Origin of the sequence: Streptomyces sp. NPDC093225 (assembly GCF_044753805.1) — a bacterium.
Classification (GTDB): domain Bacteria; phylum Actinomycetota; class Actinomycetes; order Streptomycetales; family Streptomycetaceae; genus Streptomyces.
The window spans coordinates 23,115-45,865 of the sequence record NZ_JBIVNX010000009.1 but is presented as its reverse complement, the minus strand read 5'-3'; the positions used below and the strand labels follow the sequence as shown (position 1 = coordinate 45,865).

Sequence of the window (22,751 nt, the reverse complement as noted above, 5' to 3'; positions counted from 1 at the left end):
ATTCTCACAGGCTCAGGTCCGGGTGCAGACGGTCGAGGGTCCACACCTGCTTGCCGCGCGCGGCGAGGGCGGTGAGCGCGAGGGCTCCGGCGGTGAAGGCCACCAGGACCGCGCACGCCTGCCAGACCGGGTCCAGCGGACCGCCGGTGATGAGCCGGCGCAGCGCGTCGACGATGTACGACATCGGCAGGTAGGGGTGGATGGCGTTGAAGAAGCCGGGGCTGGTCTGGACGGGGTACGTGCCGCCCGCCGAGGTCAGCTGGAGCATCAGCACCGCGAGGACCAGGATCCGGCCGGCCGCCCCGAAGCGGGCGTTGAGCCACTGCACGATGGCGGCGAAGCAGCCGGTGACCAGGACCAGGAAGCCGATCGTGCCGGCCGCCCGGGCCATCTCCAGACCCAGGGCCCAGTGCAGTACGGACATCAGCGCGGCCACCTGCAGGACGCCGAGGGCCGCCACCGGCAGCCAGCCGGCGAGCGCGATCCGCCAGGCGGAGGCGCCGGCCGCGAGGGCGCGCCGGTTCATCGGCTGGATGAGCATGTACGCCACCATGGCGCCGACCCAGAGGGAGAGCGGGATGAAGTACGGGGCGAAGCCGGTGCCGTAGTTCGGCGCCTTGTGCAGGGACTTGGCCGCGAGCTGGACCGGGTCGGCCATGACCTCGGTGCGCTGGTCGCGCTCCTGCTCGTCGTAGTCGGGGATCTGGTCCGCACCCTTGTGGAGGCCGCCGGCGAGTTCGCCGGAGCCGTCCACCAGCTTGTACATGCCGCTGTCGAGGCGGTGGGCGCCGCTCTTGAGCTTGCCGACGCCCGCGTCGAGGACGTTCGAGCCGGAGTGGGCGGAGGCCAGGCCCGTGTGGAGCTTGCCCAGGCCGGAGGCGACCTTGTGGGCGCCGGAGTTGAGCGCGTTGACCTTCTCGACGGCCGCGTCGAGGTCGTTGGCCAGGTTGGGGGCGCCGCTCTCCAGGCGGCGGGCCTGCTTCTCCAGCTCCTTCAGCTGGGCGTCGAGCTTCTTCAGGTCGCCGCCGCTGTCCTGCACGAGGTCGTTGACGTCACCGGAGAGCTCGGCGGCCTCGGCGGCGTCGTCGCGGAGCTTCTTGACCCGGTCGCAGCCGGTGACGGTCGTGTCGCCGCCGGAGCAGTGGTCGCGGTAGTAGTCGGCGAGGCCGTCGGACACGCGCTTGCTGGCGCGGGCGGCGCCGGGGGCGTGCTCGGCGAACGTGTCCAGGTGGTTGCGGACCACCTTGGCCGTGTCGGCGGTCAGTTCGGCCGCGTCGGCGATCGTCTTGATGTTGTTGCGCAGGAACGGGCGGGCCTTGTCGGCCGTGGTGTTCACCTTGCCGGCCAGGGTCTGGGTGCCGCTGGCGATCTGCCGGGCGCCGGTCTCCAACTGGCCGGCGGCCCCGTCGAGCTTGCGCAGGCCCGAGGCGAGGTCGCTGCTGCCGTCCTTGGCGGTGGTGAGCCCGTCGGCGAGGTCGGACGCGCCCTGCTTGGCCTTGCCGATGCCGCTCTTGAGCGTGTCGGCGCCCTCGGCGGCCTTCAGGGTCTGGTCGTGCATGTCGGAGAACGAGATGAAGATCTTGTCGAGGAAGCCGCGCGAGGTGCTGCGCGAGGCCGAGGCGCGCACCTCGGAGAAGACCGTCTTGGAGATCGAGCCGACGATGTAGTTGTTCGCGTCGTTGGTACGCACCTGGAGCGCGCCGGTCTCCGGGTTGTCGCCGGCGCTGGAGGCCAGCCGGGTGCTGAAGTCGGCGGGCATGGTCAGCGAGAGGTAGTACGTGCCGTCCTCGACGCCCTTGGCCGCCTCGGAGGCGCTCACGTCGCGCCAGTCGAAGATCCGGCTCTCGTGCAGCTTGCGGGCGATCTCGTCGCCGGCCGCGAGCTCCTTGCCGTCGACCGTCGCGCCCTTGTCGGCGTTCACGAGGGCGACCGGGAGCTTGTCGAGACGGCTGTACGGGTCCCAGAACGAGCACAGGTACAGGGCGCCGTACAGCAGCGGGAGCAGGAGCAGGGCCACCAGGGCGGCGCGCGGCAGCTTCCCCCTGCCGAAGCGCTTGAGCTCAAGCGCGGCGAGCCTAGGCGAGCGCATCGGACGTCCCCTTCCGGGCGGTGGTACGGGTCTTGGACTTGCGGTCGCCCTCGGTGGGGGAGGCCTCCCCGGGCCGCGCCGCGGTCGCGGGCTGGGGGTCGGGGGCGGAGTCGGGCTCGGTGTTCGACTCCGGCTCCGGCTCGACCTCGGGCTCGGGCTCCGTCTCGGAATCCGGCTCGGGCTCGGGCTCGGGATCCGGCTCGCGCTCCGTCTTGGGCTGCGGCTCGGCCTCGGGCTCCGGCTCCGGCTCGGGCTCGGGCTCGGGCTCCGGCTCCGGCTCGGCCGCAGCCTCAGGCGCGGCGGAGGGCTCGGGCCGGGCGGTGGAGTCGGGCGCGGCGGCGGTGCGGACGACGACCGCACCCTCGGGGGCCTCGCTGCAGACGGCGAGCACGGTCGTACCGCGGTCGGCGAGGGAGCGCAGCAGGGCCCAGGCCTCGGCCCGCTCGGCGTCGGAGAGCTTGAGGTCGGTGTCGTCCACGGCCACGAGCCGGGGCTGCGACATCAGCGCCAGGGCCAGCGAGAGCCGCAGTTGCTCCAGGCGCTCCAGGTCGCGGACCGAGGTGCGGGCACCCTTGGGCAGCGCCGCCACGTCCAGGCCGACCGCGGCGAGGGCCTCGTCGATCCGCCGGGCGGTGCCCGCGACGCGCTCGCCGCGCGGGCGGAGCAGGGCGCGTACCGGGCCGTCGTAGCGGCGCTGGAGCAGCGCGCGCTCGCGCAGCTGCTCGGCCACGGTCAGGGACGGGTCGAGGTCGGTGACCCCGGGCACCGGGCCCAGCGCGCTGAGCCGGCGGACCGCGCCCATCTTCTTCGGCAGTCGGTGGCCGTCGACCTCGGCGTGGCCGGCGGTGGGCTTCATCCGGCCGGTCAGGGCGAGCAGCAGGCAGGTGCGCCCGGAGCCGGACGGGCCCTCGACGGCGATCAGCGAGCCCGGTGCGGCATCGACGTCCACGCCCCGGAAGACCCAGCCTCGCGGGCCCTTCATCCCGAAGTCCGCGGCCTTGACGGCCGCGCCGTGCGGGCTGTCCACGCCCGTCCCCCCTCTTTTTGAACTGACCAGTCAGTTCAAAAACTATCACGCTTCGTGGAAGCCCCACCGCGGGCGGCCCGCCTTCCCCCCGGCGCACGCCCAGACCCCCGGCAAAACCGCAGGTCAGGTGGATTGTCAGTGGCGGACGTCACGATGGATCCGTGCGGAGCTCCCCGCCGGAAGGGGGCCCGCGAACCGCGTAGACAGGAGGTTCGTCATGGCCACACCAGCCGCCACGCCAGCCGCCGATGTCCACCCCGTCCTCCGCCGCACGGCCGCGCCGCCCGCGGCCGTCGAGCTGCTCGACAAGGCCCGCGCGGGCCTGACCGAGGCCGCCGGCCTCGCCGTACCGAACGAGCGCTATGCCACCGCCCACCTCGCCGCACTGCGCGCCGCGGCCGCCGTGCTCGCCGCCCGGGCCCGTCCGGAGCCACCGAGCGCCCGGCGCCGGCCCCGGATCCGCAGCGCCTGGGAACTGCTGCCCCAGATCGCGCCCGAGCTGACCGAGTGGAGCGCCCTGTTCGCCTCGGGGGCGGCCAGGCGCGCCCGCGCCGAGGCCGGCATACAGGGGGCGGCCACCGGACGGCAGGCGGACGACCTGCTGCGCGAGGTCGCCATGTTCCTGCGCATCGTGGAGCGGCTGCTGGCCCTTCCGCCGGTGCTGCCGCCACCCCGACCGGAGCCCCTCGACTGAGGGTCGGTGGAGCCGGGACGGAGACCGCGCCCGGAACGAGCGGACGCGGGATTGGGCTGCCCGGCTCCGGGAGGCAATAGGGTGGATCACGCACCTGACCATTGCCAGCCCGCCGCCCGCGGCGGTTCCGCGCCGAGGAGTCATCAGCCGTGTCGGACACCACCCGCCCCCGCGCCTCCCTCCGCACCGCCGTGGTGTGGGAGGTCCTCAAGGAGGTTCTGGACCACCGCGCCAAGGCCACCGGGCGGGACGTCCTGGACGTGCTCGACACGGGCGGCGGCACGGGCAAGTTCGCCGTGCCCGTCGCCCGGCTCGGCCACCGGGTCACCGTGGTCGATCCCAGCCCGAACGCCCTCTTCGGGCTGGAGCGGCGGGTCACCGAGGAGGGCGTCGCCCACCTGGTGACCGGCGTGCAGGGCGACGCCCAGGGCCTGCTGGACGTCGTCGAGCGCGGGGCGTACGACGTGGTGCTCTGCCACGGGGCGCTCGAGTACGTGGACGACCCGGCCGAGGGCGTGTCCAACGCCGTCGCCGCGCTGCGCCCGGGCGGCACGCTCAGCCTGCTCGCCGCGGGCCTGGGCGGAGCGGTGCTCGCGCGCGCCCTGGCCGGGCACTTCACGGAGGCCCGCACCGCCCTGACCGACCCGGCCGGCCGGTGGGGCGCGGGCGACCCGGTGCCCCGCCGCTTCACCGCCGACCAGCTCACCGAGCTGGTCGGGGGCGCGGGCCTGGAGGTGGGCCCGGTGCACGGCGTGCGGGTCTTCGCCGACCTGGTCCCCGGCGTGCTCGTGGACACCGAGCCGGGCGCGGTCGAGGCCCTGCTGCGGCTCGAGGAGGCCGCGGCGGAGCTGCCCGCGTTCCACGCCGTGGCCACCCAGCTCCACGTGCTCGGCCGGAAGCCCGACGCGGCCTGATCTGCGGCGGGTCGGACCGGGTGGGCCGCAGCCCCTCCGTTCCGGCCGCCGTCACCGTATGATCGGGATACACCGTCCGGCATGGCCGGCCGGGCGTTGGGGAATAAGCGCCACAACGACCGCCCGGGCGACGGTACGGTTTGTCGAACCTGGCGCAGAGGGGCGGGTTTCACGGGGGCAATTCCCTGCTTATCCTGAAGGGGACCCCCGGTCGCCACCCCCGCGACCGACGGATGAGGAGGACTCCCGTGCCGCTCTCGGAGCACGAGCAGAGAATGCTCGAGCAGATGGAGCGAGCGCTGTACGCCGAAGATCCCAAGTTCGCGTCGGCGCTTGAGGGAAGCGGGCTGCGCACGTACACCCGACGACGGGTCTACCAGGCAGTCGCAGGCTTTCTGGTGGGTATCGCGCTCCTCATGACCGGAATGGTCGAGCAGAGCCTGCTGTGGGTCAGTGTGGTGGGGTTCCTCGTCATGCTGGGCTGCGCGGTGCTCGCGATCACCGGCTGGCGCAAGGCACCCAAACCCGGCGAGCAGGCCGCACCCGGCGCCGCCGGTGGCCACGCCCGGGGCCACAACCGACAGAAGCGGTCGGTCATGGACCGCATCGAACAGCGCTGGCAGAAGCGCCGCGACGAGCAGGGCCACTGAGCCCAGGGGCCACGGCCCCGTGAGCAGACGTGCACGAGGGGGTGCCGCCCGGGCGGGCGGCACCCCCTCGTCGTCCCGGTTTTCCGGTCGGCGCGGAGCCGCTGCGGCATGATGACCGGATGAGTGTGCTCCCTCTGGTCTTCACCAGCGGCTGGGCCAGCGGGATCAACGCCTACGCCGTGATCCTCCTGCTCGGTGTCTTCGGCCGGGCCGGGCTGACCGATGACGTGCCCGCCTCGCTCCAGCGCACCGACGTCCTGGTCGTGGCCGGGGTGCTCTTCCTCTGCGAGGCGGTCGCCGACAAGATCCCGTACGTGGACTCGGCCTGGGACGCGGTGCACACCGTGATCCGGCCGGTCGCCGGCGGCGTGGTGGGCGCGCTGCTGGCCGGGCAGAGCGGCTCCCTGACGGACCTCGCGGCCGGAGCCGTGGGCGGCACCACCGCGCTGGCCAGCCATTTCGTCAAGGCCGGCACGAGAATGGCGGTCAACACCTCCCCCGAGCCGGTCAGCAACATCGTCATCAGCACCGCCGAGGACCTGGGCGTCGCCGCGATCGTCACCTTCGCGATGTTCAACCCGCAGGCGGCCGCGGTGGTCGCCGCCGTGCTCCTGCTGTCCGGCCTGGTCGTGCTGGTCTACCTCTGGACCAGGATCCGCCGCTTCCTGCGCCGTCGGGCGCAGCACCGCGAGGAGAAACGGCTGGCCGCCCTCTCGGCCGGCGGCCCGCCGGACGGGGCCCGCCACCAGGGCCGATAGGGTCGGGCCATGGCAAGGATTGCGGTGATCGGCGCCGGGATGGGCGCCATGGCGGCGGCCGCCCGACTGGCCGTGGCGGGCCACCGGGTGACGGTGTACGAACGCGGGGAGACGTACGGCGGCTCCCTCGGGCGCCACGAGCGCGACGGCTTCGCCTTCGACACCGGCCCGGGACTCCTCCTGCTGCCCGCCGTCTACCGCGACCTCTTCGTCAAGACCGGCAAGCGGCCCCTGGAAAGCTGCGTCGACATGGCCCAGGTGGACCCCGCGGTCCGCCACGTCCTGGCCGACGGCCGCACGCTCACGCTGCCGGCCGTCTCGCGCGGCGGCGTGGCCGCGGCCCTCGACGACGCCTTCGGCCCGGGCGCGGGCGAGCGCTGGGCGGCCCTGCTCAACCGGGCCCGGGACGCCTGGGACGCCACCCGGCGCCCGCTGCTGGAGGAGCCGCTGCGCGCCGACTGGCAGGTGCTGGGCCGCGACCCCTACCCGGCCCTGCGCAAGAGCGGCCTGCTGCGCCGCCGCCCGCCGACGCTGGCCGAGGTGGCCGACCGCGAGCTCGGCGGACCGGCCGCCGCACTGCTGACCAGCCGCGTGCTGGAGCACGGGCTCGACCCGCGCACCGCGCCGGCGGCCGCGACTGTACTGCCGTACATGGAGCAGACCTTCGGCGGCTGGTACGTGCGCGGGGGCCTGCGGGCCCTCGCGACGGCGGTGTACGAGCGGTGCCTGGAGCGGCGGGTCGGGTTCGTCTTCGGCGCCGAGGTCACGGGCGTCCCGGTGCGGGACGGCCGGGCGGCGGGCGTCGAGCTGGCCGACGGCACGGTCGCCGAGGCCGACGAGGTGGTCTGCGGAGCGGACCCGCGGACGCTGGAGTGGCTCCTGCCGGACGCCGCCCCGTGGCCCGTCGGAGCCAAGGAACCGCGGACGGGGGCGCCCAGCCGCTTCACCCTGCTGCTCGCCCTGCGCGGGGAGCGTCCCGCGGACACCGTCCACCGGACCGTCGTGCACTCCCCCGACCCGGCCGCCGAGGCGGACGCGTTCCGGGGCGAGCACACCGGCCGGCCCACGGTGACGGTGCTGCGTCCGGACGACGCCACGACCCGGCCCGACGCGGACCACGAGGCGGTGACCGCGACGGCCGTGGTGGCCCCTCAGGGCGTCCTGGACTGGACGGACGCGGATCTGGTGGCCCGGTACGCGGAACGGGTGCTGGAGGCCGTGGAACGGGCCGTCCCGGGGCTGCGGTCCCGGCTGCTGTGGCACGGGGCCCGGACGCCGCTGGACGTGGCGGGCGACACCGGCGCGGTCGGGGGCGGCGTGCCCGCGCCCGCACTGGCCGGGGCCACGGAGCTGCTGTACCCGGCGAACACCACCGCCGTGGCCGGCCTGCACCTCGCCGGGGGCTGGACCCACCCCGGCGGCGGACTGGCCCATGCGGGCATGTCCGGCGCGCTGGTGGCCGGGCTGGTCACCGAGGGCTCCGCCTTCCGCGGGTCCCAGTAGGCCGGGCGCGGTGGGCCCCGGCGCGGGCGTGGTGGGTCCGGGCGCGGCAAGAGGGCGGAGCGGCGGCGGCCGTCCGTCGGGGTGCGGGAGGTCGGTTCAGTAGCGGTACTGCTCGTACTCGCCGTTCGGCGCCTGGTACGGGTACGCCTGCGGCTGGTCCTCGGGGTACGGCTGGGCGACGTCGCGCTGCTGCGGGACCCACGACCCGCCGGACGGGGCCTCCGGCGCGTACTGGTGCTGCCCGGTGTACGGGTCCGCGTAGGCCGGGTAGGCGTCCTGGCCCGTGCCGTAGCCGTAGTCGTACGCCGCGTAGGCCCCGGGGTCGGGCTGGGCCGACAGCGCGCCGGTGCCGATGTAGGGGTCGGAGTAGGCGGCGTACGTCTGCTGCTCGCCGGCGCCGTAGCCGTAGCCGGTCGCGTAGCCGGGGTCCTGGTAGGCGGCGGCCTGGCCGTACGGGTCCGGGGCGGCGGGGGCCTGGGGGGCGTAGTAGTTCGGGTCGGAGTAGTCGGCACCGGGGTAGCCGGAGCCGTCGTAGCCCGGGCCGGCCTCGTAGCCCGGGGCGGTCTCGTAGCCCGTGGGGGCGTAGCCGTCCGCGGTGGTGCCGTAGCCGGAGCCCGCCGGGTCGTAGGCGCCGGCCGGGTCGTCCGTACGGGGCTCGAAGACGGAGGCGTCGGAGGCCTCGACGGGGTCGTCGGCCGGGTCCAGGGCGTCCATCAAGGCCGTCCCGGCGTCCTGCACGTCGCCGTCGGGGCCGTACGCCGACCCGTACTCGAGGTCGGAGACCTCCAGCACCGGCTCCGTACGTCGGGCGCCCGCCCCACCGCGGCGCCGGCCGCGGCGGCCCTGCTCGACCTCGGGTTCGGCGTCCCGCTTGGTGCCCAGCGCCCAGCCCGCGACGAAGCCGCGCCGGAAGGAGAGCGTGACCAGGGTCTGGCCGACCGCGAACGCGGTGGCGCCCACGGCGATGACGACGACCGAACCCAGCAGGACGCCGACGACCACGCCCAGGAACCCGGCGAACGCGAGCACGCGCCAGCGCAGGCGCGCCTTGTACTGGAGCAGCACCTCCGCCAGCAGCCACAGCGCGACAATGCCGAACGCGATGTAGAGGACCGTCCAGCCCATGCATGGCCCCTCTCGGTACGGCCGCGCGGGTACGGCCGGTCAGGGCCGCTGGTGCAGGCCCAGATTCTCGTAGATCTCGAGGGTCGCCGTGGAGTTGTTGAGCGTGATGAAGTGCAGTCCGGGGACACCCTCGGCCAGCAGCCGCGCGCAGAACTCCGTGGCGAACTCGATGCCAATGGAGCGTACAGCGGCCGGATCGTCCTTGACGGCGAGCATGCGCTCTTTCACGTCCGCGGGGAAGACCGCGTTGCTCAGCTGGGGCAGCCGGTCGAGCTGCTTGATGCCCACAACTGGCATGCACTCGGGGATGATCGGGGTGTCGCAACCGGCCTTCTCGACCCGGTCCCGCAACCGCAGGTAACTCTCCGGATCGAAAAACATCTGCGTGATCGCATAATCGGCACCTGCGCGGCACTTGTCCACGAAGTGCCGGATGTCCGTGTCCCAGTCGTCGGAGCGGGGGTGCAGCTCGGGGAAGGCCGCGACGCCGACGCAGAAATCGCCGGACTCCTTCAGCAGGCGGACGAGGTCGGCCGCATAGTGGACGCCCTCGGGGTGCGCCACCCACTCGCCCATCGGGTCGCCCGGCGGGTCACCGCGCAGGGCCAGCATGTTGCGGATGCCCGCGTCCGCGAACTGCCCGATGACGTGGCGCAGCTCGGCGATCGAGTGGTCGACCGCGGTCAGGTGGGCGACCGGGGTCAGCGTCGTGTCGGCCGCGATGTCCTGGGTGGCCTTGACCGTGCCGCCGCGGGTCGAGCCGCCGGCCCCGTACGTCACGGAGACGAAGCTGGGGGACACGGCCTCGATGCGGCGCAGCGCGTTCCACAGGTTCCGCTCGCCCTTCTCGGTCTTCGGCGCCCAGAACTCGAACGAGTACGAGGTGCCGGACGCGAGCATGTCGCGGACGGTGCGTGCACGGTCCGACCTGGTGGAAGCGGTGCCAAGGGCCATAACGGCAGATTAGACAAGGTCCAGGGAGGGCCCAAGGACCGTCCATATCCCGGACACGTTTTTGGACACCTTGTGTCGGTCCCTGCGGCCACAAGGAGCACACGGGCCTCCTGTCGTCACATCAGACACGTGACGCATCGCGAGGTACGTGAGGCGCGTGAGACGCGAGAGGCGCGTGAGCCGTGTCAGGCGAGGCGGGCGCGGACCCGCTTCGCGAGGTCGGCGGCGGCGGCACCGGGGTCGTCCGCCTCGGTGATCGCCCGTACGACGACCACGCGGGAGGCGCCGGCGTCGAGCACCTCGTCCAGGTTCCCGGCGTCGATGCCGCCGATGGCGAACCAGGGCCGGTCCTGGCCGAGGGAGGCGGCGTAGCGCACGAGGTCGAGGCCGGGGGCGTAGCGGCCGGGCTTGGTGGGGGTGGGCCAGCAGGGGCCGGTGCAGAAGTAGTCGACGCCCGGCTCGGCGGCGGCCGCGGCCACCTCGCCCTCGGCGTGGCAGGAGCGGCCGATCAGCACCCCTTCGCCGAGGATCGCGCGGGCGGCCGGCACCGGGATGTCGCCCTGGCCCAGGTGGAGGACGTCGGAACCGATGGCGTGCGCGACGTCGGCCCGGTCGTTGACGGCGACGAGCCTGCCGTGCCGGCGTGCGGCCTCGGCGAACACCTGGAGGTGCTCCAGCTCCTCGGCGGCCTCCATGCCCTTGTCGCGCAGCTGCACGATGTCGACCCCGGCGGCGAGGACGGCGTCGAGGAACTCGGGCAGGTCGCCCTGGCGCTTGCGCGCGTCCGTGCAGAGGTAGAGCCGGGCGTCGGCGAGGGCTGCGCGGGCGTCGACAGGCATGGAGGTACCCCCCGTGGTGAGCGGTGCGCAGGGCCCGGACGGGTCCTGCGCACCGCGTGGCGGATCAGGTGTTCAGCTGGTCAGCTGGTCGGCTGGTCGGCAGGTCAGACGGCGAGCGCCTGGGCGCGGCGCTTGACCTCCGTGCCGCGATTCTCGCTCAGGGCCTGCGCCGGGGTGCCCGGCAGGGTCTCGTCCGGCGTGAAGAGCCACTCGAGCATCTCCTCGTCGGTGAAGCCGTCGTCCCGCAGCAGGGTGAGGGTGCCGGCGAGGCCCTTCACCACCTTGTCGCCGTCGATGAAGGCGGCCGGCACCTGGAGGGCGCGGTTCTCGCCGCGGCGGACGGCGATCAGCTGACCGTCCTTGACGAGCTGGCGGACCCGGGTCACCTCCACGTCCAGCATTTCGGCGATGTCGGGGAGGTAGAGCCACTCGGGGACGAGAGCATCGATCTTCGTGTCAATCTCGGTCACGGGACAAGCCTGCCATCCCGGACCGACAGTCGGTACCCGGGCCGTCCGGACGGGGGCTTGGGCGAGGGGTACGGGGTGACGGATGCGGGTGACGGGCGACGGACCCGGCACCCGGGATCTCGGGGTGGGATGCCGGGTGCCGCGTGACGGGTGACGGGTGGGGTGTGGGTGTCGGGTCGGGTGGGGTGCGGGCGTCGGGTGCCGTCAGACCGCGGCGGACTTCAGCGCGACGGCGGGGTCCGCGACCTTGGCCGGATCCAGTCGGGTGCCGGCCTCGATGAGCTTGCGCCCCTGGGCCAGGTCCCGCGGCCGTCCGACGGAGAGCACGGCGGCCGGTACGTCGCCGCGCAGCCACACGACCGCCCACGCGTCCTCGGCCGGATCGCCGCGCCACACCAGTGTGTCGCTGTCGGAGTGGTGGCCGGCGTACTGGACGAAGCGCCCGAACTGCTCCGACCAGAAGTACGGCACCGGGTCGTAGACGGGCCCGTCCCCACCCGGGCCGGCGAGGACGTTCGCGGCCAGCGTCCGGGGACCCTGCAGGGCGTTGTCCCAGTGGTGGACGAGCAGCCGCTCGCCGTAGCGGGCCGAGGGGAACGAGGCGCAGTCCCCCACCGCGAACACCCCGGGCACCGAGGTGGCCAGGCGGGCGTCGGTGGTGACGGAGCCGTCCGGGCCGAGTTCGACACCGGAGCCGGCCAGCCAGGCGGTGGCGGGCCGGGCGCCGATGCCGACGACGACCGCGCCGGCGGGCAGCCGGGTGCCGTCGGCGAGCAGGACCGCGCCGGGGCCGCCGGCAGCACGGGGCTCCCCCGGGCGGGCGGGCTCGGCGGGCTCGATCTTCTCGACGCGGGAGCCGGTGAGCAGCCGGACGCCGATCTGCTCGTACCAGGCGGCCATCGGGGCGGCCACCTCGGCCGGCAGCGCACCGGCCAGCGGGCGGTCGGCGGCCTCGACGACGGTGACGGCGCAGCCGGCCTCGCGGGCGGCGGTGGCGAACTCGGCCCCGATCCAGCCCGCCCCGACCACGACGATGTCGTGCTGCTCGGCGAGCACGGGCTTCAGGCGGGCGGCGTCGTCGAGGGTGCGCAGCAGGTGGACGCCGGGGACGCCGGCGCTGCCGGGCAGGGTGACCGGCTCGGCACCGGTGGCGACGACCAGGACGTCGTACGGGACCGGGCCCGCCTCGGTGTCGACCTCGCGGTCGCCGGCGCGCAGACCGGTGACGGCCACGCCGAGGCGCAGGTCGATGCGCAGGGCCTCGAAGTCGATCTCGAAGGCGGAGTCCTCGGCCTTGCCGAGGAGGACGGCCTTGGAGAGCGGGGGGCGGTCGTAGGGCTGGTGGGGCTCCGCGCCGAGGAGGGTGACCGGGGCGGTCCAGCCCTGCTCGCGCAGGGCGACCGCCGTCTGCACTCCGGCCATGCCCGCTCCGACGATGACGACGCCGTACGTCGTCTCCCGCGTCTGGTTGCTCTGATCGCTCACACCTCCACCCTAACCACCTGACTGTTCGTCAGTAACCCTGCTATGGGGGCTTCCCGACCTGGTCCGGCGCAGATCCGGTGCGTGTCCGGCGCCCGTCCGGTGCCTGTCCGGCCGGGTTCGGTCGATCCTCCGGTTTTGGTGCGGGTGCTCTGCGGCCGGGCTGGAGGATCCTCTGGTGCCGGGGTGGGTGGGTGAGTGAGTTGTGCGTGGGTGAGGCGGGTGGGTGGTGAGGCGGGTGGGTGGAGGCCTGGGTTCGGCGCGCCTGCATGGGGCCGCCCCGTGGTGTGTGGGTCCCCTCGGCGCTTGACGGGGGTGGCCTGCAGGCCCTGCGGCAGGCCCACCCCTGGGGCTTCGGGGCCTTCGGCCCTGGCCTGCGGCCACCCCAGGCCCGGGCCTGCCTCCGGTCCAGCCTGCCCCCCTGTCAAGCGCCTTCCCCACACACCACGGGGCGGCACTCTCTGGGTCGGTTACCCCGGGTGTGCGGGGTCCGGGACGGCTCCCGCATCGGGGTAACGGGGGGCGCACCGGGGGCGGCCGCGCGACCGGGCGGCCTTACCCGTCCTCCTGGGCGGGGGTTAGTCTGACGGCCGTACCTATCGCGGGAGCCCGGGCGCACCGGGCTGAGAGGGAGGCTGGCCGGCCTCCGACCGTCCGAACCTGATCCGGGTCATGCCGGCGAAGGGAGGGGCTGGAAGCCCATGCACGCACCCACGCGCGCTGACACGACGGACTCGGCCGGGGCGGGGGTCGACGTCCTCGTCATCGGCGGCGGGATCATCGGGCTCGTCACCGCCTGGCGGGCCGCCCGGCGCGGCCTGCGCACCGCACTCGTCGACCCCTCGCCCGGTGGCGGGGCGGCCCAGGTCGCGGCCGGCATGTTGGCCGCCGTCACCGAACTGCACTACGGCGAGGAGACCCTGCTGGGGCTCAACCTCGCCTCCGCCCGCCGCTACCCGGACTTCGCGGCCGAACTGGCCGAGGACAGCGGTGGCATGGACATCGGCTTCCGGGCCTGCGGCACCCTCGCCGTCGCGCTCGACGCCGACGACCGCGCCCACCTGCGCGAACTCCACGCCCTGCAGCGGCGCTGCGGCCTGGAGTCCGAGTGGCTCACCGGGCGCGAGTGCCGCCGCCTGGAGCCGATGCTGGCCCCCGGTGTCCGCGGCGGCCTGCGCGTGGACGGCGACCACCAGGTCGACCCGCGCCGGCTGGCGGCCGCCCTCGTCGCCGCCTGCGACCGGGCCGGGGTGGTCTTCCACCGCACGACGGCCGAGCGGCTCACCGTCACCGGCGACCGGGCCGCCGGCGCGCTGCTCGACGACGGTACGGACGTCACGGCCGGCCAGGTGGTCCTGGCGGCCGGCAGTCTCAGCGGCCGACTGGCCGGGCTGCCCCCGGAGGTCGTGCCGCCGGTCCGGCCGGTGAAGGGGCAGGTGCTGCGGCTGCGCGTGCCGCCGGCGTACGCGCCCTTCCTGACCCGGACCGTACGGGCGGTCGTCCGCGGCAGCCACGTCTACCTCGTCCCGCGCGAGAACGGCGAGCTGGTCATCGGCGCCACCACCGAGGAGCTCGGCTGGGACACGACCGTCACCGCGGGCGGGGTGTACGAACTCCTGCGGGACGCCCACGAGCTGGTGCCCGGCCTGACCGAACTCCCCCTGATCGAGACCCGGGCGGGACTGCGCCCGGGCTCCCCCGACAACGCCCCGCTGCTGGGGCCCACCGCGCTGCCCGGGCTGCACCTGGCCACGGGGCACTACCGCAACGGCGTCCTGCTGACGCCGGTCACCGGTGACGTGATGGCGGAGCTGCTGACCACCGGCGAACTGCCGGAGGCGGCCCGGCCGTTCAGTCCGCGCCGGTTCGCCGGCCCCGGTACGGCCGCGTCGGCGGTTCCGCCGGCCGCCGGTCCGGCCCGGTCGGCCGGGCCCGAAGCACCCGTGGCGCCGAGCGCCGCACCCACCGCACGTCAGGAGTCCTTCGCATGACCGTGTCCGTCAACGGCGAGCCGCGCGAGGTCGCGGCGGGGACCACGCTGGACGTCCTGGTCGCCACCCTGACCTCGGCGCACTCCGGGGTGGCCGCCGCCGTCAACGAAACCGTCGTGCCGCGGGGGCAGTGGCCGGCGACCGCGCTCGGCGAGGGCGACCGTGTCGAGGTGCTGACCGCGGTGCAGGGAGGGTGAGCGCGATGTCCTTCGATCCTTCCGGGTTCTCCGCCGCCGCCGGATCCTCGGGCCCTTCCGTTCCGCCGGATCCCGTCGACGCCGTCGAGGCCTCCGTTCCGTCCGACCCGTTCGTGCTCGGCGGGCGGGAGTTCTCCTCGCGCCTGATCATGGGCACCGGGGGCGCACCGAGCCTGGACGTCCTGGAGCGGGCGTTGCTGGCCTCCGGTACGCAGCTCACGACCGTCGCGATGCGACGGCTGGACCCCTCGGTGCAGGGCTCGGTGCTGTCGGTGCTCGACCGGCTGAAGATCCAGGTGCTGCCGAACACCGCCGGCTGCTACACCGCGGGCGAGGCGGTGCTCACCGCCCGGCTGGCCCGGGAGGCGCTGGGTACGGACTGGATCAAGCTGGAGGTCGTGGCCGACGAGCGGACGCTGCTGCCCGACGGGGTCGAACTGCTCGACGCCGCCGAGACGCTGGTGGACGACGGGTTCACGGTCCTGCCGTACACGAACGACGACCCGGTGCTGGCGCGCAAGCTGGAGGACGTGGGGTGCGCGGCGATCATGCCGCTCGGGTCACCGATCGGGTCGGGGCTCGGGATCCGCAACCCGCACAACTTCCAGCTGATCGCGGAGCGGGCCGCGGTGCCGGTGATCCTGGACGCGGGGGCCGGGACCGCGTCCGACGCCGCGCTGGCGATGGAGCTGGGGTGCGCGGCGGTGATGCTCGCGTCCGCGGTGACGCGGGCGCAGGAGCCGGTGCTCATGGCTGCGGCCATGCGGGACGCGGTCTCGGCGGGGCGGCTCGCCCACCGGGCCGGTCGGATCCCACGGCGTCACTTCGCAGAGGCCTCCTCGCCCTCCGAAGGCCTCGCCGCCCTCGACCCGGAGCGCCCGGCCTTCTGACCCCGGGGCCGCCCTCGGGCGCCGACGCGTCCGGCCCCGCCCGGGGGCACCTCCCAGCGGTGGTGGGGGAGCTCGAGGGGCGGGGGTCCGGGGGCGGTGGCGTCACAAGACGGTGGCAAGCGGGGACGGGCAGGGTGGGGCGGGGGCGGGCCCTCGTAGAATTCGCGGGTGGATACGACCCTGGATGACCCGCTCGTCGGGCGGAGCCTCGACGACCGCTACCGCATCGACGCCCGCATCGCGGTCGGCGGCATGGCGACGGTCTACCGGGCCCTCGACACCCGCCTCGACCGCGTGCTCGCGCTCAAGGTGATGCACCCGGACCTCGCCGCCGACGCCGCGTTCGTGGACCGCTTCATCCGCGAGGCCAAGTCCGTGGCCCGGCTCGCGCACCCGAACGTCGTCGCCGTCTTCGACCAGGGCACCGACGGCCCGTACGTGTTCCTCGCCATGGAGTACGTCCCCGGCTGCACCCTGCGCGACGTCCTGCGCGAGCGCGGCGCGCTGCAGCCGCGGGCCGCGCTCGACATCCTGGAACCCGTGCTGGCCGCGCTGGGCGCCGCGCACCGGGCCGGGTTCGTGCACCGGGACATGAAGCCCGAGAACGTGCTGATCGGCGACGACGGCCGGGTCAAGGTCGCCGACTTCGGCCTGGTCCGGGCGGTCGGCTCGGCCACCAACACCACCGGCGCCGTCCTCGGCACCGTCTCCTACCTCGCTCCCGAGCAGATCGAGAACGGCACCACCGACCCGCGCGTGGACGTCTACGCCTGCGGTGTGGTGCTCTACGAGATGCTGACCGGCGGCAAGCCGCACTCCGGCGACACCCCCGCCCAGGTGCTCTACCGGCACCTGAACGAGGACGTGCCGCCGCCCTCCGCCGCGGTCCCGGGCCTGCCGGCCGCGCTGGACGAGGCGGTCGCGAGTGCCACCGCGCGCTCCGCGGACCTGCGCCCGTACGACGCGGTCGCCCTGCTGCAGCTCGTACGGGAGGCCCGCGCGGCGCTCACCGACGCGCAGCTGGACGCCGTGCCGCCGCAGGCGCGGGCCGGTGAGCGCAGTGCGTCGGAGGACCGGACCAGCGTCGTGCCGCGGCCGGTGGGCGGGCAGGAGTCCGTGAACCACACGGCCCGGTTCGAGCACCCGCCGGTGGCGGACCCGGACCCCGCCCCGGCGCCGCGGCGCCGGCCGCGCCCGCGCGGGCCGCTGTTCGCCGCGCTCGGAGCGCTGCTGGTCGTCCTGCTCGGCACCGGTGTCTGGTACGTGAGCTCGGGCCAGTTCACCCGGGTGCCGAACCTGCTGGGCAAGACCCAGGCGGACGCGCAGCAGCGGCTGGCCGCGGCCGGTCTGGACGTCGAGGGCGTCCGGCGCGAGTTCAGCGACTCGTACGAGCGCGGCACCGTGATGGCCACCGACCCGGCGGGCGGGGCGCGGATCCGCGGCAACGGGTCCGTGGTGCTCACGGTCTCCCGCGGCCCGAAGGTCGTGACGGTGCCGACGGTCAAGGGGATGCCGCTGGCGGAGGCCAGGAAGGCCCTGGTCAAGGCGGGGCTGGCGCCGGGCGTGGTCACGCAGGAGTTCAGCCACGACGTCGCCAGGGGCGCGGCGATCAGCACCGATCCCGGCGCCGGCGAGCAGCGGTCCCCCGACACGGCCGTCGCGATCGTGGTCAGCAAGGGCGCCCCGGTGCCGGTGCCGACGGTGGTGGGCGAGCCCCTCGACCGGGCCCGTACGACGCTGGAGGCGCTCGGGCTGGTGGTGCAGATCGCCCCGGAGCAGACCAATTCCCCGCAGCCGGCGGGCGCGGTGGCCAACCAGTCGGTGGCGGCCGGGACCCAGGCGGGCACCGGGGACACCATCGTGCTGACCGTCTCCAAGGGACCGCGGATGGTCCCGGTGCCGAACGTCGTCGGCCAGGACCAGGACGACGCGAAGCGGACGCTGGAGGCGGCCGGCTTCAAGGTGAAGGTGGACCGACCGCTGATCTCCTTCAGCCACGAGGTGGCCGAGCAGTCGGTGAAGGGCGGGGAGAACGCGCCCGAGGGCAGCACCATCACGATCAGGATCAAGGCACTGTGAGCAGCGAGACCACGAACCCGGGACACCCCGTGGGGGTATCCGTCCGGGTTCCGCGCGACCCGGCGGCCGTGCGCAACCCCGTCGGCGGGCACGTGCCGGTCGCGGGCGGGCTGGCCACGACGGGCCTCGCGTACGCCCGCGAGATGGGCGCCGAGGCGGTGCAGGTCTTCGTGGCCAATCCGCGGGGCTGGGCCACCCCCACGGGGTATCCGGACCAGGACGAGGCCTTCCGGGCCGGCTGCGCGGCCGCGGGCATCCCGGCGTACGTCCACGCCCCGTACCTGATCAACTTCGGCTCGCACACCGAGGCGACGGTGGAGCGGTCGGTGGAGTCGCTGCGGCACTCGCTGCGCCGCGCGCGCCGGATCGGTGCGCTCGGGGTGGTGGTGCACACCGGCTCGGCCACCGGCGGGCGGCCGCGCGAGGAGGCGTTCGCGCAGGTCAGGGAGCACATGCTGCCGCTGCTCGACGAGCTGACGCACGACGACGACCCGTTCCTGCTGTTGGAGTCCACGGCGGGGCAGGGCTCGTCGCTGTGCTCGCGCACCTGGGACTTCGGGCCCTACTTCGAGGCCCTCGACGCGCACCCCAAGCTGGGGATCTGCCTGGACACCTGCCACATCTTCGCGGCCGGGCACGACCTGGCGGCGCCGGGCGGCACGAAGCAGACCCTCGACCTGCTGGTGGACACGGTCGGCCCGGGGCGGCTCAAGCTGATCCACGCCAACGACTCGAAGGAGGGCGTGGGCGCCCACAAGGACCGGCACGCCAACATCGGCGCCGGCCACATCGGCGAGGACGCCTTCCGGGAGCTGTTCTCGCACCCCGAGACGGCCGGGGTGCCGCTGGTCATCGAGACCCCGGGCGGCAAGGAGGGGCACGCGGCGGACGTGGCCCGGCTGAAGGAGCTGCGGGAGATCCACTGAACCGTTGAGGAATACCCCTGGGGGGTATACGGTTCTGCATATCGGCAGGACCGTATACCTGGCTTTGGGGGTTCTCATGGAGCATGCGCAGCACCACACGGAGCAGACGCACCACGACGCCGAGCACGCGGGCCACGCTCAGCACCACGCGGGCCACAGCGGCCACGTAGACCACACCGACCATGGGAGCCACATGGACCACGTGGACCACGCGGGACATGCGGGCCACGCCCACCACACCGCCGGCGGCCGCGTCAGCTGGGCCACGGCCGCGCAGGCCACGCTGCACTGCCTCACCGGGTGCGCCGTCGGCGAGGTCCTGGGCATGGTGATCGGCACCGCGTTCGGCTGGGGGAACCTCCCGACGATGGTCCTGGCCATCGCCCTGGCGTTCTTCTTCGGCTACGCGCTCACCCTGCGCGGCGTCCTGAAGGCCGGCGTCGACTTCCGCACCGGCTTCAAGGTGGCGCTGGCGGCCGACACCCTCTCGATCGCCGTCATGGAGCTGATCGACAACGGAGTGATCGCGCTCTGGCCGGACGCGATGGACGCCCACCTCGACGACGCGCTCTTCTGGATCGCGCTGGCGGCCTCGCTGGTGCTGGCCTTCCTGGTCACGACCCCGGTCAACCGCTGGATGATCGGCCGCGGCAAGGGCCACGCGGTGGTCCACCAGTACCACCACTGAACGGCGCGCGGGCCGCGCCCGTCACCCCGCAGGAGCCGTGCGACGGCCCGGACGACCCCTACAGGTCCGGGCCGTCGCCCGGCTCCTCCTGGTAGGAGTACCGCTGCTCGCGCCACGGGTCACCGATGTTGTGGTAGCCGCGCTCCTCCCAGAAGCCGCGGCGGTCGGCGGTCATGTACTCCACGCCGCGCACCCACTTGGGGCCCTTCCACGCGTACAGGTGCGGCACCACCAGCCGCAGCGGGAACCCGTGCTCGGCGGTCAGCGGCTCGCCGCCCTGGTGCGTGGCGAAGACGGTCCGCTCGGAAGCGAAGTCCGCCAGGCGCATGTTCGAGCTGAAGCCGTACTCGGCCCAGACCATGACGTGGGTGACGTGGGGCGCCGGCGGTGCCAGTTCGAGGACCTCGCGGGCGAGGACACCGCCCCATTCGGCCCCCACCATGCTGAACTTCGTGACGCAGTGCAGGTCCGCCACGACCGAGGAGAAGGGCAGGGCCGCGAACTCCTCGTGGTTCCAGCAGTGCTTGTCACCGTCCGCGGTGGCGCCGAAGACCCTGAATTCCCAGCGGTCCGGCTTGAACTTGGGGACGGGTCCGTAGTGCGTGACCGGCCAGCCGCGCTGCAACCGCTGCCCCGGAGGAAGCTCCAGCTGTTCTGCTCCCGGAGATTCCCGGCTTTCCGGCTGACCCATGAGTCCATGGTGACAGACCCGGCGGGGTGGTCATGACCAGCCGAGCACGTATTCGGGCAACTCCTACTAAGGAGGCACTTACTGGACGGCCCCCTGTGGCGGTGCAAGGATGCGCGCAATTGCCCAGTGACGCCTGGAAGGAGCCTCTGCGATGCAGGGCGACCCCGAGGTCCTCGAGTTCCTCAACGAGCAGCTGACCGGCGAGCTGACCGCCATCAACCAGTACTGGCTGCACTACCGCATCCAGGACAACAAGGGTTGGACGAAGCTCGCCAAGTACACGCGTGAAGAGTCCATCGACGAGATGAAGCACGCGGACAAGCTGACCGAGCGCATCCTGATGCTGGACGGGCTGCCGAACTACCAGCGGCTCTTCCACGTCCGCGTCGGCCAGACGATCACCGAGATGTTCCAGGCCGACCGCCAGGTGGAGGTCGAGGCCATCGACCGCCTCAAGCGGGGCATCGAGGTCATGCGCGGGAAGGGCGACATCACCTCGGCGCGGCTCTTCGAGGAGATCCTGGCGGACGAGGAGCACCACATCGACTACCTCGACACACAGCTGGAGCTCATCGAGTCCCTCGGCGAGGCGTTGTACATCGCCCAGCTCATCGAGCAGCCGAGCTGATCGGGCCGCCCGGCCGGTCGAGCGGCCGAGCCGGCTCAGGCCGCTTCGACGAGCGGCGGAGCCAGGGGTGCCGGTGCCAGCGGGGTCGGAGCCAGGGGGGCCGGAGCCACGGGCGCCGGGCCCACGGGCGCCATCGCCGCCGCCGGAGTCCCGAGCGCCGGGTCGGTGGCCAGGACGGCCGTCTTCTCGCCCTTGTCCAGCAGCTGGCGGCGCGGGCACGCGCCGCGGCCCAGGATGCCCTGGATGGCCCGGACGCAGTTGCCGCAGTCGGTTCCGGCCTTGGTGGCCGAGGCTATCTGGCGGGGGGTGCAGGCGCCGTTCGCCGCGTGGTCCTTGACCTGCTGGTCGGTGATGCCGAAGCAAGAGCAGACGTACACGCGGTTCACCTCCCGACAGGATGTGCGGAAACCCTCGCCGATCTTCGGTGAGGTTTACCTAACCTTACCCGCGGGCCCGGACCCGTAAAAGTCCTGTCGACGACAGTGGGGCGCGGATCACATCGATCCGCGCCCCACTCTCATAGGAAGCTACCTACTGATCGCGACCTCACTGGTCGCGGTACATCTCCGCCACCAGGAACGCCAGGTCCAGCGACTGGCTCCGGTTCAGGCGCGGGTCGCAGGCCGTCTCGTAGCGCTGGTGCAGGTCGTCGACGAAGATCTCGTCGCCGCCGCCCACGCACTCGGTGACGTCGTCACCGGTGAGCTCGACGTGGATGCCGCCCGGGTGGGTGCCCAGCGCCTTGTGGACCTCGAAGAAGCCCTTGACCTCGTCGAGCACGTCGTCGAAGCGGCGCGTCTTGTGGCCGGAGGCCGCCTCGAAGGTGTTGCCGTGCATCGGGTCGGTGACCCAGGCGACGGTCGCGCCGGAGGCGGTGACCTTCTCGACCAGCTCGGGGAGCTTGTCGCGGACCTTGTCGGCGCCCATGCGGACGATGAAGGTCAGCCGGCCCGGCTCGCGCTCCGGGTCGAGGCGGTCGATGTAGGTGAGCGCGTCGTCCACCGTGGTGGTCGGGCCCAGCTTGATGCCGATCGGGTTCGCGATCTGCGAGGCGAACTCGATGTGGGCGTGGTCCAGCTGGCGGGTGCGCTCACCGATCCAGACCATGTGGCCGGAGGTGTCGTACAGCTTGCCGGTGCGGGAGTCCGTACGGGTGAGGGCGCCCTCGTAGTCGAGCAGCAGCGCCTCGTGCGAGGAGTAGAACTCCACCGCCTTGAACTCGGCCGGGTCGGTGCCGCAGGCCTTCATGAAGTTCAGGGCGTTGTCGATCTCGCGGGCGAGCTGCTCGTAGCGCTGGCCGGACGGGGACGACTTCACGAAGTCCTGGTTCCAGGCGTGCACCTGGCGCAGGTCGGCGTAGCCACCGGTGGTGAAGGCGCGGACCAGGTTCAGCGTCGAGGCGGAGGCGTTGTACATCCGCTTCAGGCGCTCGGGGTCCGGGACGCGGGCCTCCTCCGTGAAGGGGAAGCCGTTGACGGAGTCGCCGCGGTAGGTCGGCAGGGTCACCCCGTCGCGGGTCTCGGTGTCCTTCGAGCGCGGCTTGGAGTACTGGCCCGCGATGCGGCCGACCTTCACGACGGGCACGGAGGCCGCGTACGTCAGGACGGCGCTCATCTGGAGCAGGGTCTTGAGCTTGGCGCGGATGTGGTCGGCCGAGACGGCGTCGAAGGCCTCGGCACAGTCGCCGCCCTGCAGCAGGAACGCCTCGCCACGGGCGACGGCTCCCATGCGGGCGCGCAGCTGGTCACATTCGCCGGCGAAGACCAGCGGGGGATACGAGGCGAGGTCCGCGACGACTGCGCGCAGAGCCTCGGCATCGGGGTACTCAGGCTGCTGCGCCGCGGGCAGGTCTCGCCAGGTCGCCTTTGCGGCGACTGCGTGGGTTTCAGCGTTCACGGTCACCTCGTAAACATTACGTCGTGCGGCGCGCAGTCCACTCCATCGACCAAAGGATGAGACGGCCGTCTCCCCTTCCGGCCGCACCCGGGAGGTGCCGGGGTGTAGGGTGCGGGGCATGTTCGCGCACTCCAACCTGAACTGGTGGTGGACCGCTCATCCGGCGGCCCACTGACTGCGCGTACCAGAAACCACGCGAAGGCCGCCCGAGGGGCGGCCTTCTTCCGTTTCCGGGGCCGTTCCTCTCCACCGATCCGATG

23 protein-coding genes and 1 riboswitch are annotated in these 22,751 nt (G+C 73.5%); of the genes, 13 read left to right on the top strand and 10 right to left on the bottom strand.

Annotation, left to right across the window (positions count from 1 at the left end):
• Window positions 1–4 precede the first annotated feature (4 nt).
• Both ACIQCH_RS11015 and ACIQCH_RS11010 read right to left on the bottom strand, forming a co-directional pair.
• Entirely contained in the window at window positions 5–2,089 is a 2,085-nt protein-coding gene (locus ACIQCH_RS11015) for a YhgE/Pip family protein (protein WP_402580268.1), read from the bottom strand.
• Window positions 2,076–3,116: an ATP-binding cassette domain-containing protein gene (locus tag ACIQCH_RS11010; RefSeq protein WP_402580266.1), complete on the bottom strand. Its 1,041-nt coding sequence runs from the start codon at window positions 3,114–3,116 to the stop codon at window positions 2,076–2,078. The genes ACIQCH_RS11015 and ACIQCH_RS11010 overlap by 14 nt, the downstream gene beginning before the upstream one ends.
• Before the next feature lie 217 nt (window positions 3,117–3,333).
• Between ACIQCH_RS11010 and ACIQCH_RS11005 the strand changes: the two genes are divergently transcribed.
• The 5 genes from ACIQCH_RS11005 to ACIQCH_RS10985 all read left to right on the top strand — a co-directional run bounded on the left by ACIQCH_RS11005 (window position 3,334) and on the right by ACIQCH_RS10985 (window position 7,635).
• Window positions 3,334–3,810: an SAV_6107 family HEPN domain-containing protein gene (locus ACIQCH_RS11005; RefSeq protein WP_402580264.1), complete on the top strand. Its 477-nt coding sequence runs from the start codon at window positions 3,334–3,336 to the stop codon at window positions 3,808–3,810.
• A gap of 149 nt (window positions 3,811–3,959) precedes the next feature.
• A complete protein-coding gene (locus ACIQCH_RS11000; protein ID WP_402580262.1) occupies window positions 3,960–4,724 on the top strand; it encodes a methyltransferase domain-containing protein in 765 nt (254 codons plus the stop codon).
• A 248-nt stretch (window positions 4,725–4,972) separates the two neighbouring features.
• A complete protein-coding gene (locus ACIQCH_RS10995) occupies window positions 4,973–5,374 on the top strand; it encodes a DUF3040 domain-containing protein (protein WP_030203597.1) in 402 nt (133 codons plus the stop codon).
• A gap of 119 nt (window positions 5,375–5,493) precedes the next feature.
• Entirely contained in the window at window positions 5,494–6,132 is a 639-nt protein-coding gene (locus tag ACIQCH_RS10990) for a DUF4126 domain-containing protein (RefSeq protein WP_402580260.1), read from the top strand.
• 9 nt (window positions 6,133–6,141) lie between these two features.
• Entirely contained in the window at window positions 6,142–7,635 is a 1,494-nt protein-coding gene (locus ACIQCH_RS10985) for a phytoene desaturase family protein (protein WP_402580258.1), read from the top strand.
• Between the two features lie 96 nt (window positions 7,636–7,731).
• Here the strand turns inward: ACIQCH_RS10985 and ACIQCH_RS10980 are convergent, their stop codons facing one another.
• The 5 genes from ACIQCH_RS10980 to ACIQCH_RS10960 all read right to left on the bottom strand — a co-directional run bounded on the left by ACIQCH_RS10980 (window position 7,732) and on the right by ACIQCH_RS10960 (window position 12,508).
• Window positions 7,732–8,760: a hypothetical protein gene (locus tag ACIQCH_RS10980; protein WP_402580256.1), complete on the bottom strand. Its 1,029-nt coding sequence runs from the start codon at window positions 8,758–8,760 to the stop codon at window positions 7,732–7,734.
• Window positions 8,761–8,799: 39 nt separating this feature from the next.
• Window positions 8,800–9,714 carry a methylenetetrahydrofolate reductase [NAD(P)H] gene (metF, locus tag ACIQCH_RS10975; protein ID WP_402580254.1) on the bottom strand — a complete coding sequence of 305 codons (915 nt, stop codon included), beginning with the start codon at window positions 9,712–9,714 and terminating at the stop codon, window positions 8,800–8,802.
• A gap of 185 nt (window positions 9,715–9,899) precedes the next feature.
• Window positions 9,900–10,553, bottom strand: coding sequence for a thiamine phosphate synthase (gene thiE / locus ACIQCH_RS10970; protein WP_402580252.1), 654 nt, complete (start codon window positions 10,551–10,553; stop codon window positions 9,900–9,902).
• A gap of 104 nt (window positions 10,554–10,657) precedes the next feature.
• Entirely contained in the window at window positions 10,658–11,023 is a 366-nt protein-coding gene (locus tag ACIQCH_RS10965) for an Rv2175c family DNA-binding protein (RefSeq protein WP_402580250.1), read from the bottom strand.
• Window positions 11,024–11,227: 204 nt separating this feature from the next.
• The gene (locus tag ACIQCH_RS10960) at window positions 11,228–12,508 is read right to left on the bottom strand and encodes an NAD(P)/FAD-dependent oxidoreductase (RefSeq protein ID WP_402580248.1); all 1,281 of its coding nucleotides are present in this window, start codon (window positions 12,506–12,508) and stop codon (window positions 11,228–11,230) included.
• Between the two features lie 588 nt (window positions 12,509–13,096).
• Window positions 13,097–13,209: riboswitch (TPP riboswitch) on the top strand.
• Here ACIQCH_RS10960 and thiO point away from each other — a divergent pair.
• The 6 genes from thiO (at window position 13,207) to ACIQCH_RS10930 (ending at window position 19,276) form a co-directional block, all read left to right on the top strand.
• Window positions 13,207–14,496 carry a glycine oxidase ThiO gene (thiO, locus tag ACIQCH_RS10955; protein WP_402580246.1) on the top strand — a complete coding sequence of 430 codons (1,290 nt, stop codon included), beginning with the start codon at window positions 13,207–13,209 and terminating at the stop codon, window positions 14,494–14,496. Its footprint overlaps the riboswitch before it by 3 nt.
• On the top strand, window positions 14,493–14,693 hold the full coding sequence (gene thiS, locus ACIQCH_RS10950; protein ID WP_402580244.1) for a sulfur carrier protein ThiS: 201 nt from the start codon (window positions 14,493–14,495) through the stop codon (window positions 14,691–14,693). Before thiO ends, thiS begins: the two co-directional genes overlap by 4 nt.
• Before the next feature lie 5 nt (window positions 14,694–14,698).
• Window positions 14,699–15,583, top strand: coding sequence for a thiazole synthase (locus ACIQCH_RS10945; RefSeq protein ID WP_402580242.1), 885 nt, complete (start codon window positions 14,699–14,701; stop codon window positions 15,581–15,583).
• 168 nt (window positions 15,584–15,751) lie between these two features.
• Window positions 15,752–17,662, top strand: coding sequence for a Stk1 family PASTA domain-containing Ser/Thr kinase (pknB, locus tag ACIQCH_RS10940; RefSeq protein WP_402580240.1), 1,911 nt, complete (start codon window positions 15,752–15,754; stop codon window positions 17,660–17,662).
• Window positions 17,663–17,730: 68 nt separating this feature from the next.
• Window positions 17,731–18,588, top strand: coding sequence for a deoxyribonuclease IV (locus ACIQCH_RS10935; protein WP_402580477.1), 858 nt, complete (start codon window positions 17,731–17,733; stop codon window positions 18,586–18,588).
• 193 nt (window positions 18,589–18,781) lie between these two features.
• Window positions 18,782–19,276: a DUF4396 domain-containing protein gene (locus ACIQCH_RS10930; protein WP_402580476.1), complete on the top strand. Its 495-nt coding sequence runs from the start codon at window positions 18,782–18,784 to the stop codon at window positions 19,274–19,276.
• A 58-nt stretch (window positions 19,277–19,334) separates the two neighbouring features.
• Here the strand turns inward: ACIQCH_RS10930 and ACIQCH_RS10925 are convergent, their stop codons facing one another.
• Complete coding sequence (locus ACIQCH_RS10925) at window positions 19,335–19,967, bottom strand: sulfite oxidase-like oxidoreductase (protein ID WP_402580238.1); 633 nt, start codon at window positions 19,965–19,967, stop codon at window positions 19,335–19,337.
• Window positions 19,968–20,118: 151 nt separating this feature from the next.
• On the opposite strand from ACIQCH_RS10925, the gene bfr reads away from it, so the two are divergent.
• Complete coding sequence (bfr, locus tag ACIQCH_RS10920) at window positions 20,119–20,595, top strand: bacterioferritin (protein WP_030203646.1); 477 nt, start codon at window positions 20,119–20,121, stop codon at window positions 20,593–20,595.
• Window positions 20,596–20,630: 35 nt separating this feature from the next.
• Here the strand turns inward: bfr and ACIQCH_RS10915 are convergent, their stop codons facing one another.
• Both ACIQCH_RS10915 and ACIQCH_RS10910 read right to left on the bottom strand, forming a co-directional pair.
• Window positions 20,631–20,972: a bacterioferritin-associated ferredoxin gene (locus ACIQCH_RS10915; RefSeq protein ID WP_402580475.1), complete on the bottom strand. Its 342-nt coding sequence runs from the start codon at window positions 20,970–20,972 to the stop codon at window positions 20,631–20,633.
• 169 nt (window positions 20,973–21,141) lie between these two features.
• Window positions 21,142–22,497 carry a class II 3-deoxy-7-phosphoheptulonate synthase gene (locus tag ACIQCH_RS10910; protein ID WP_402580235.1) on the bottom strand — a complete coding sequence of 452 codons (1,356 nt, stop codon included), beginning with the start codon at window positions 22,495–22,497 and terminating at the stop codon, window positions 21,142–21,144.
• 112 nt (window positions 22,498–22,609) lie between these two features.
• Here ACIQCH_RS10910 and ACIQCH_RS10905 point away from each other — a divergent pair, with 112 nt between their 5' ends.
• Window positions 22,610–22,666, top strand: coding sequence for a trp operon leader peptide (locus tag ACIQCH_RS10905; RefSeq protein WP_356384596.1), 57 nt, complete (start codon window positions 22,610–22,612; stop codon window positions 22,664–22,666).
• Window positions 22,667–22,751: the final 85 nt, after the last annotated feature.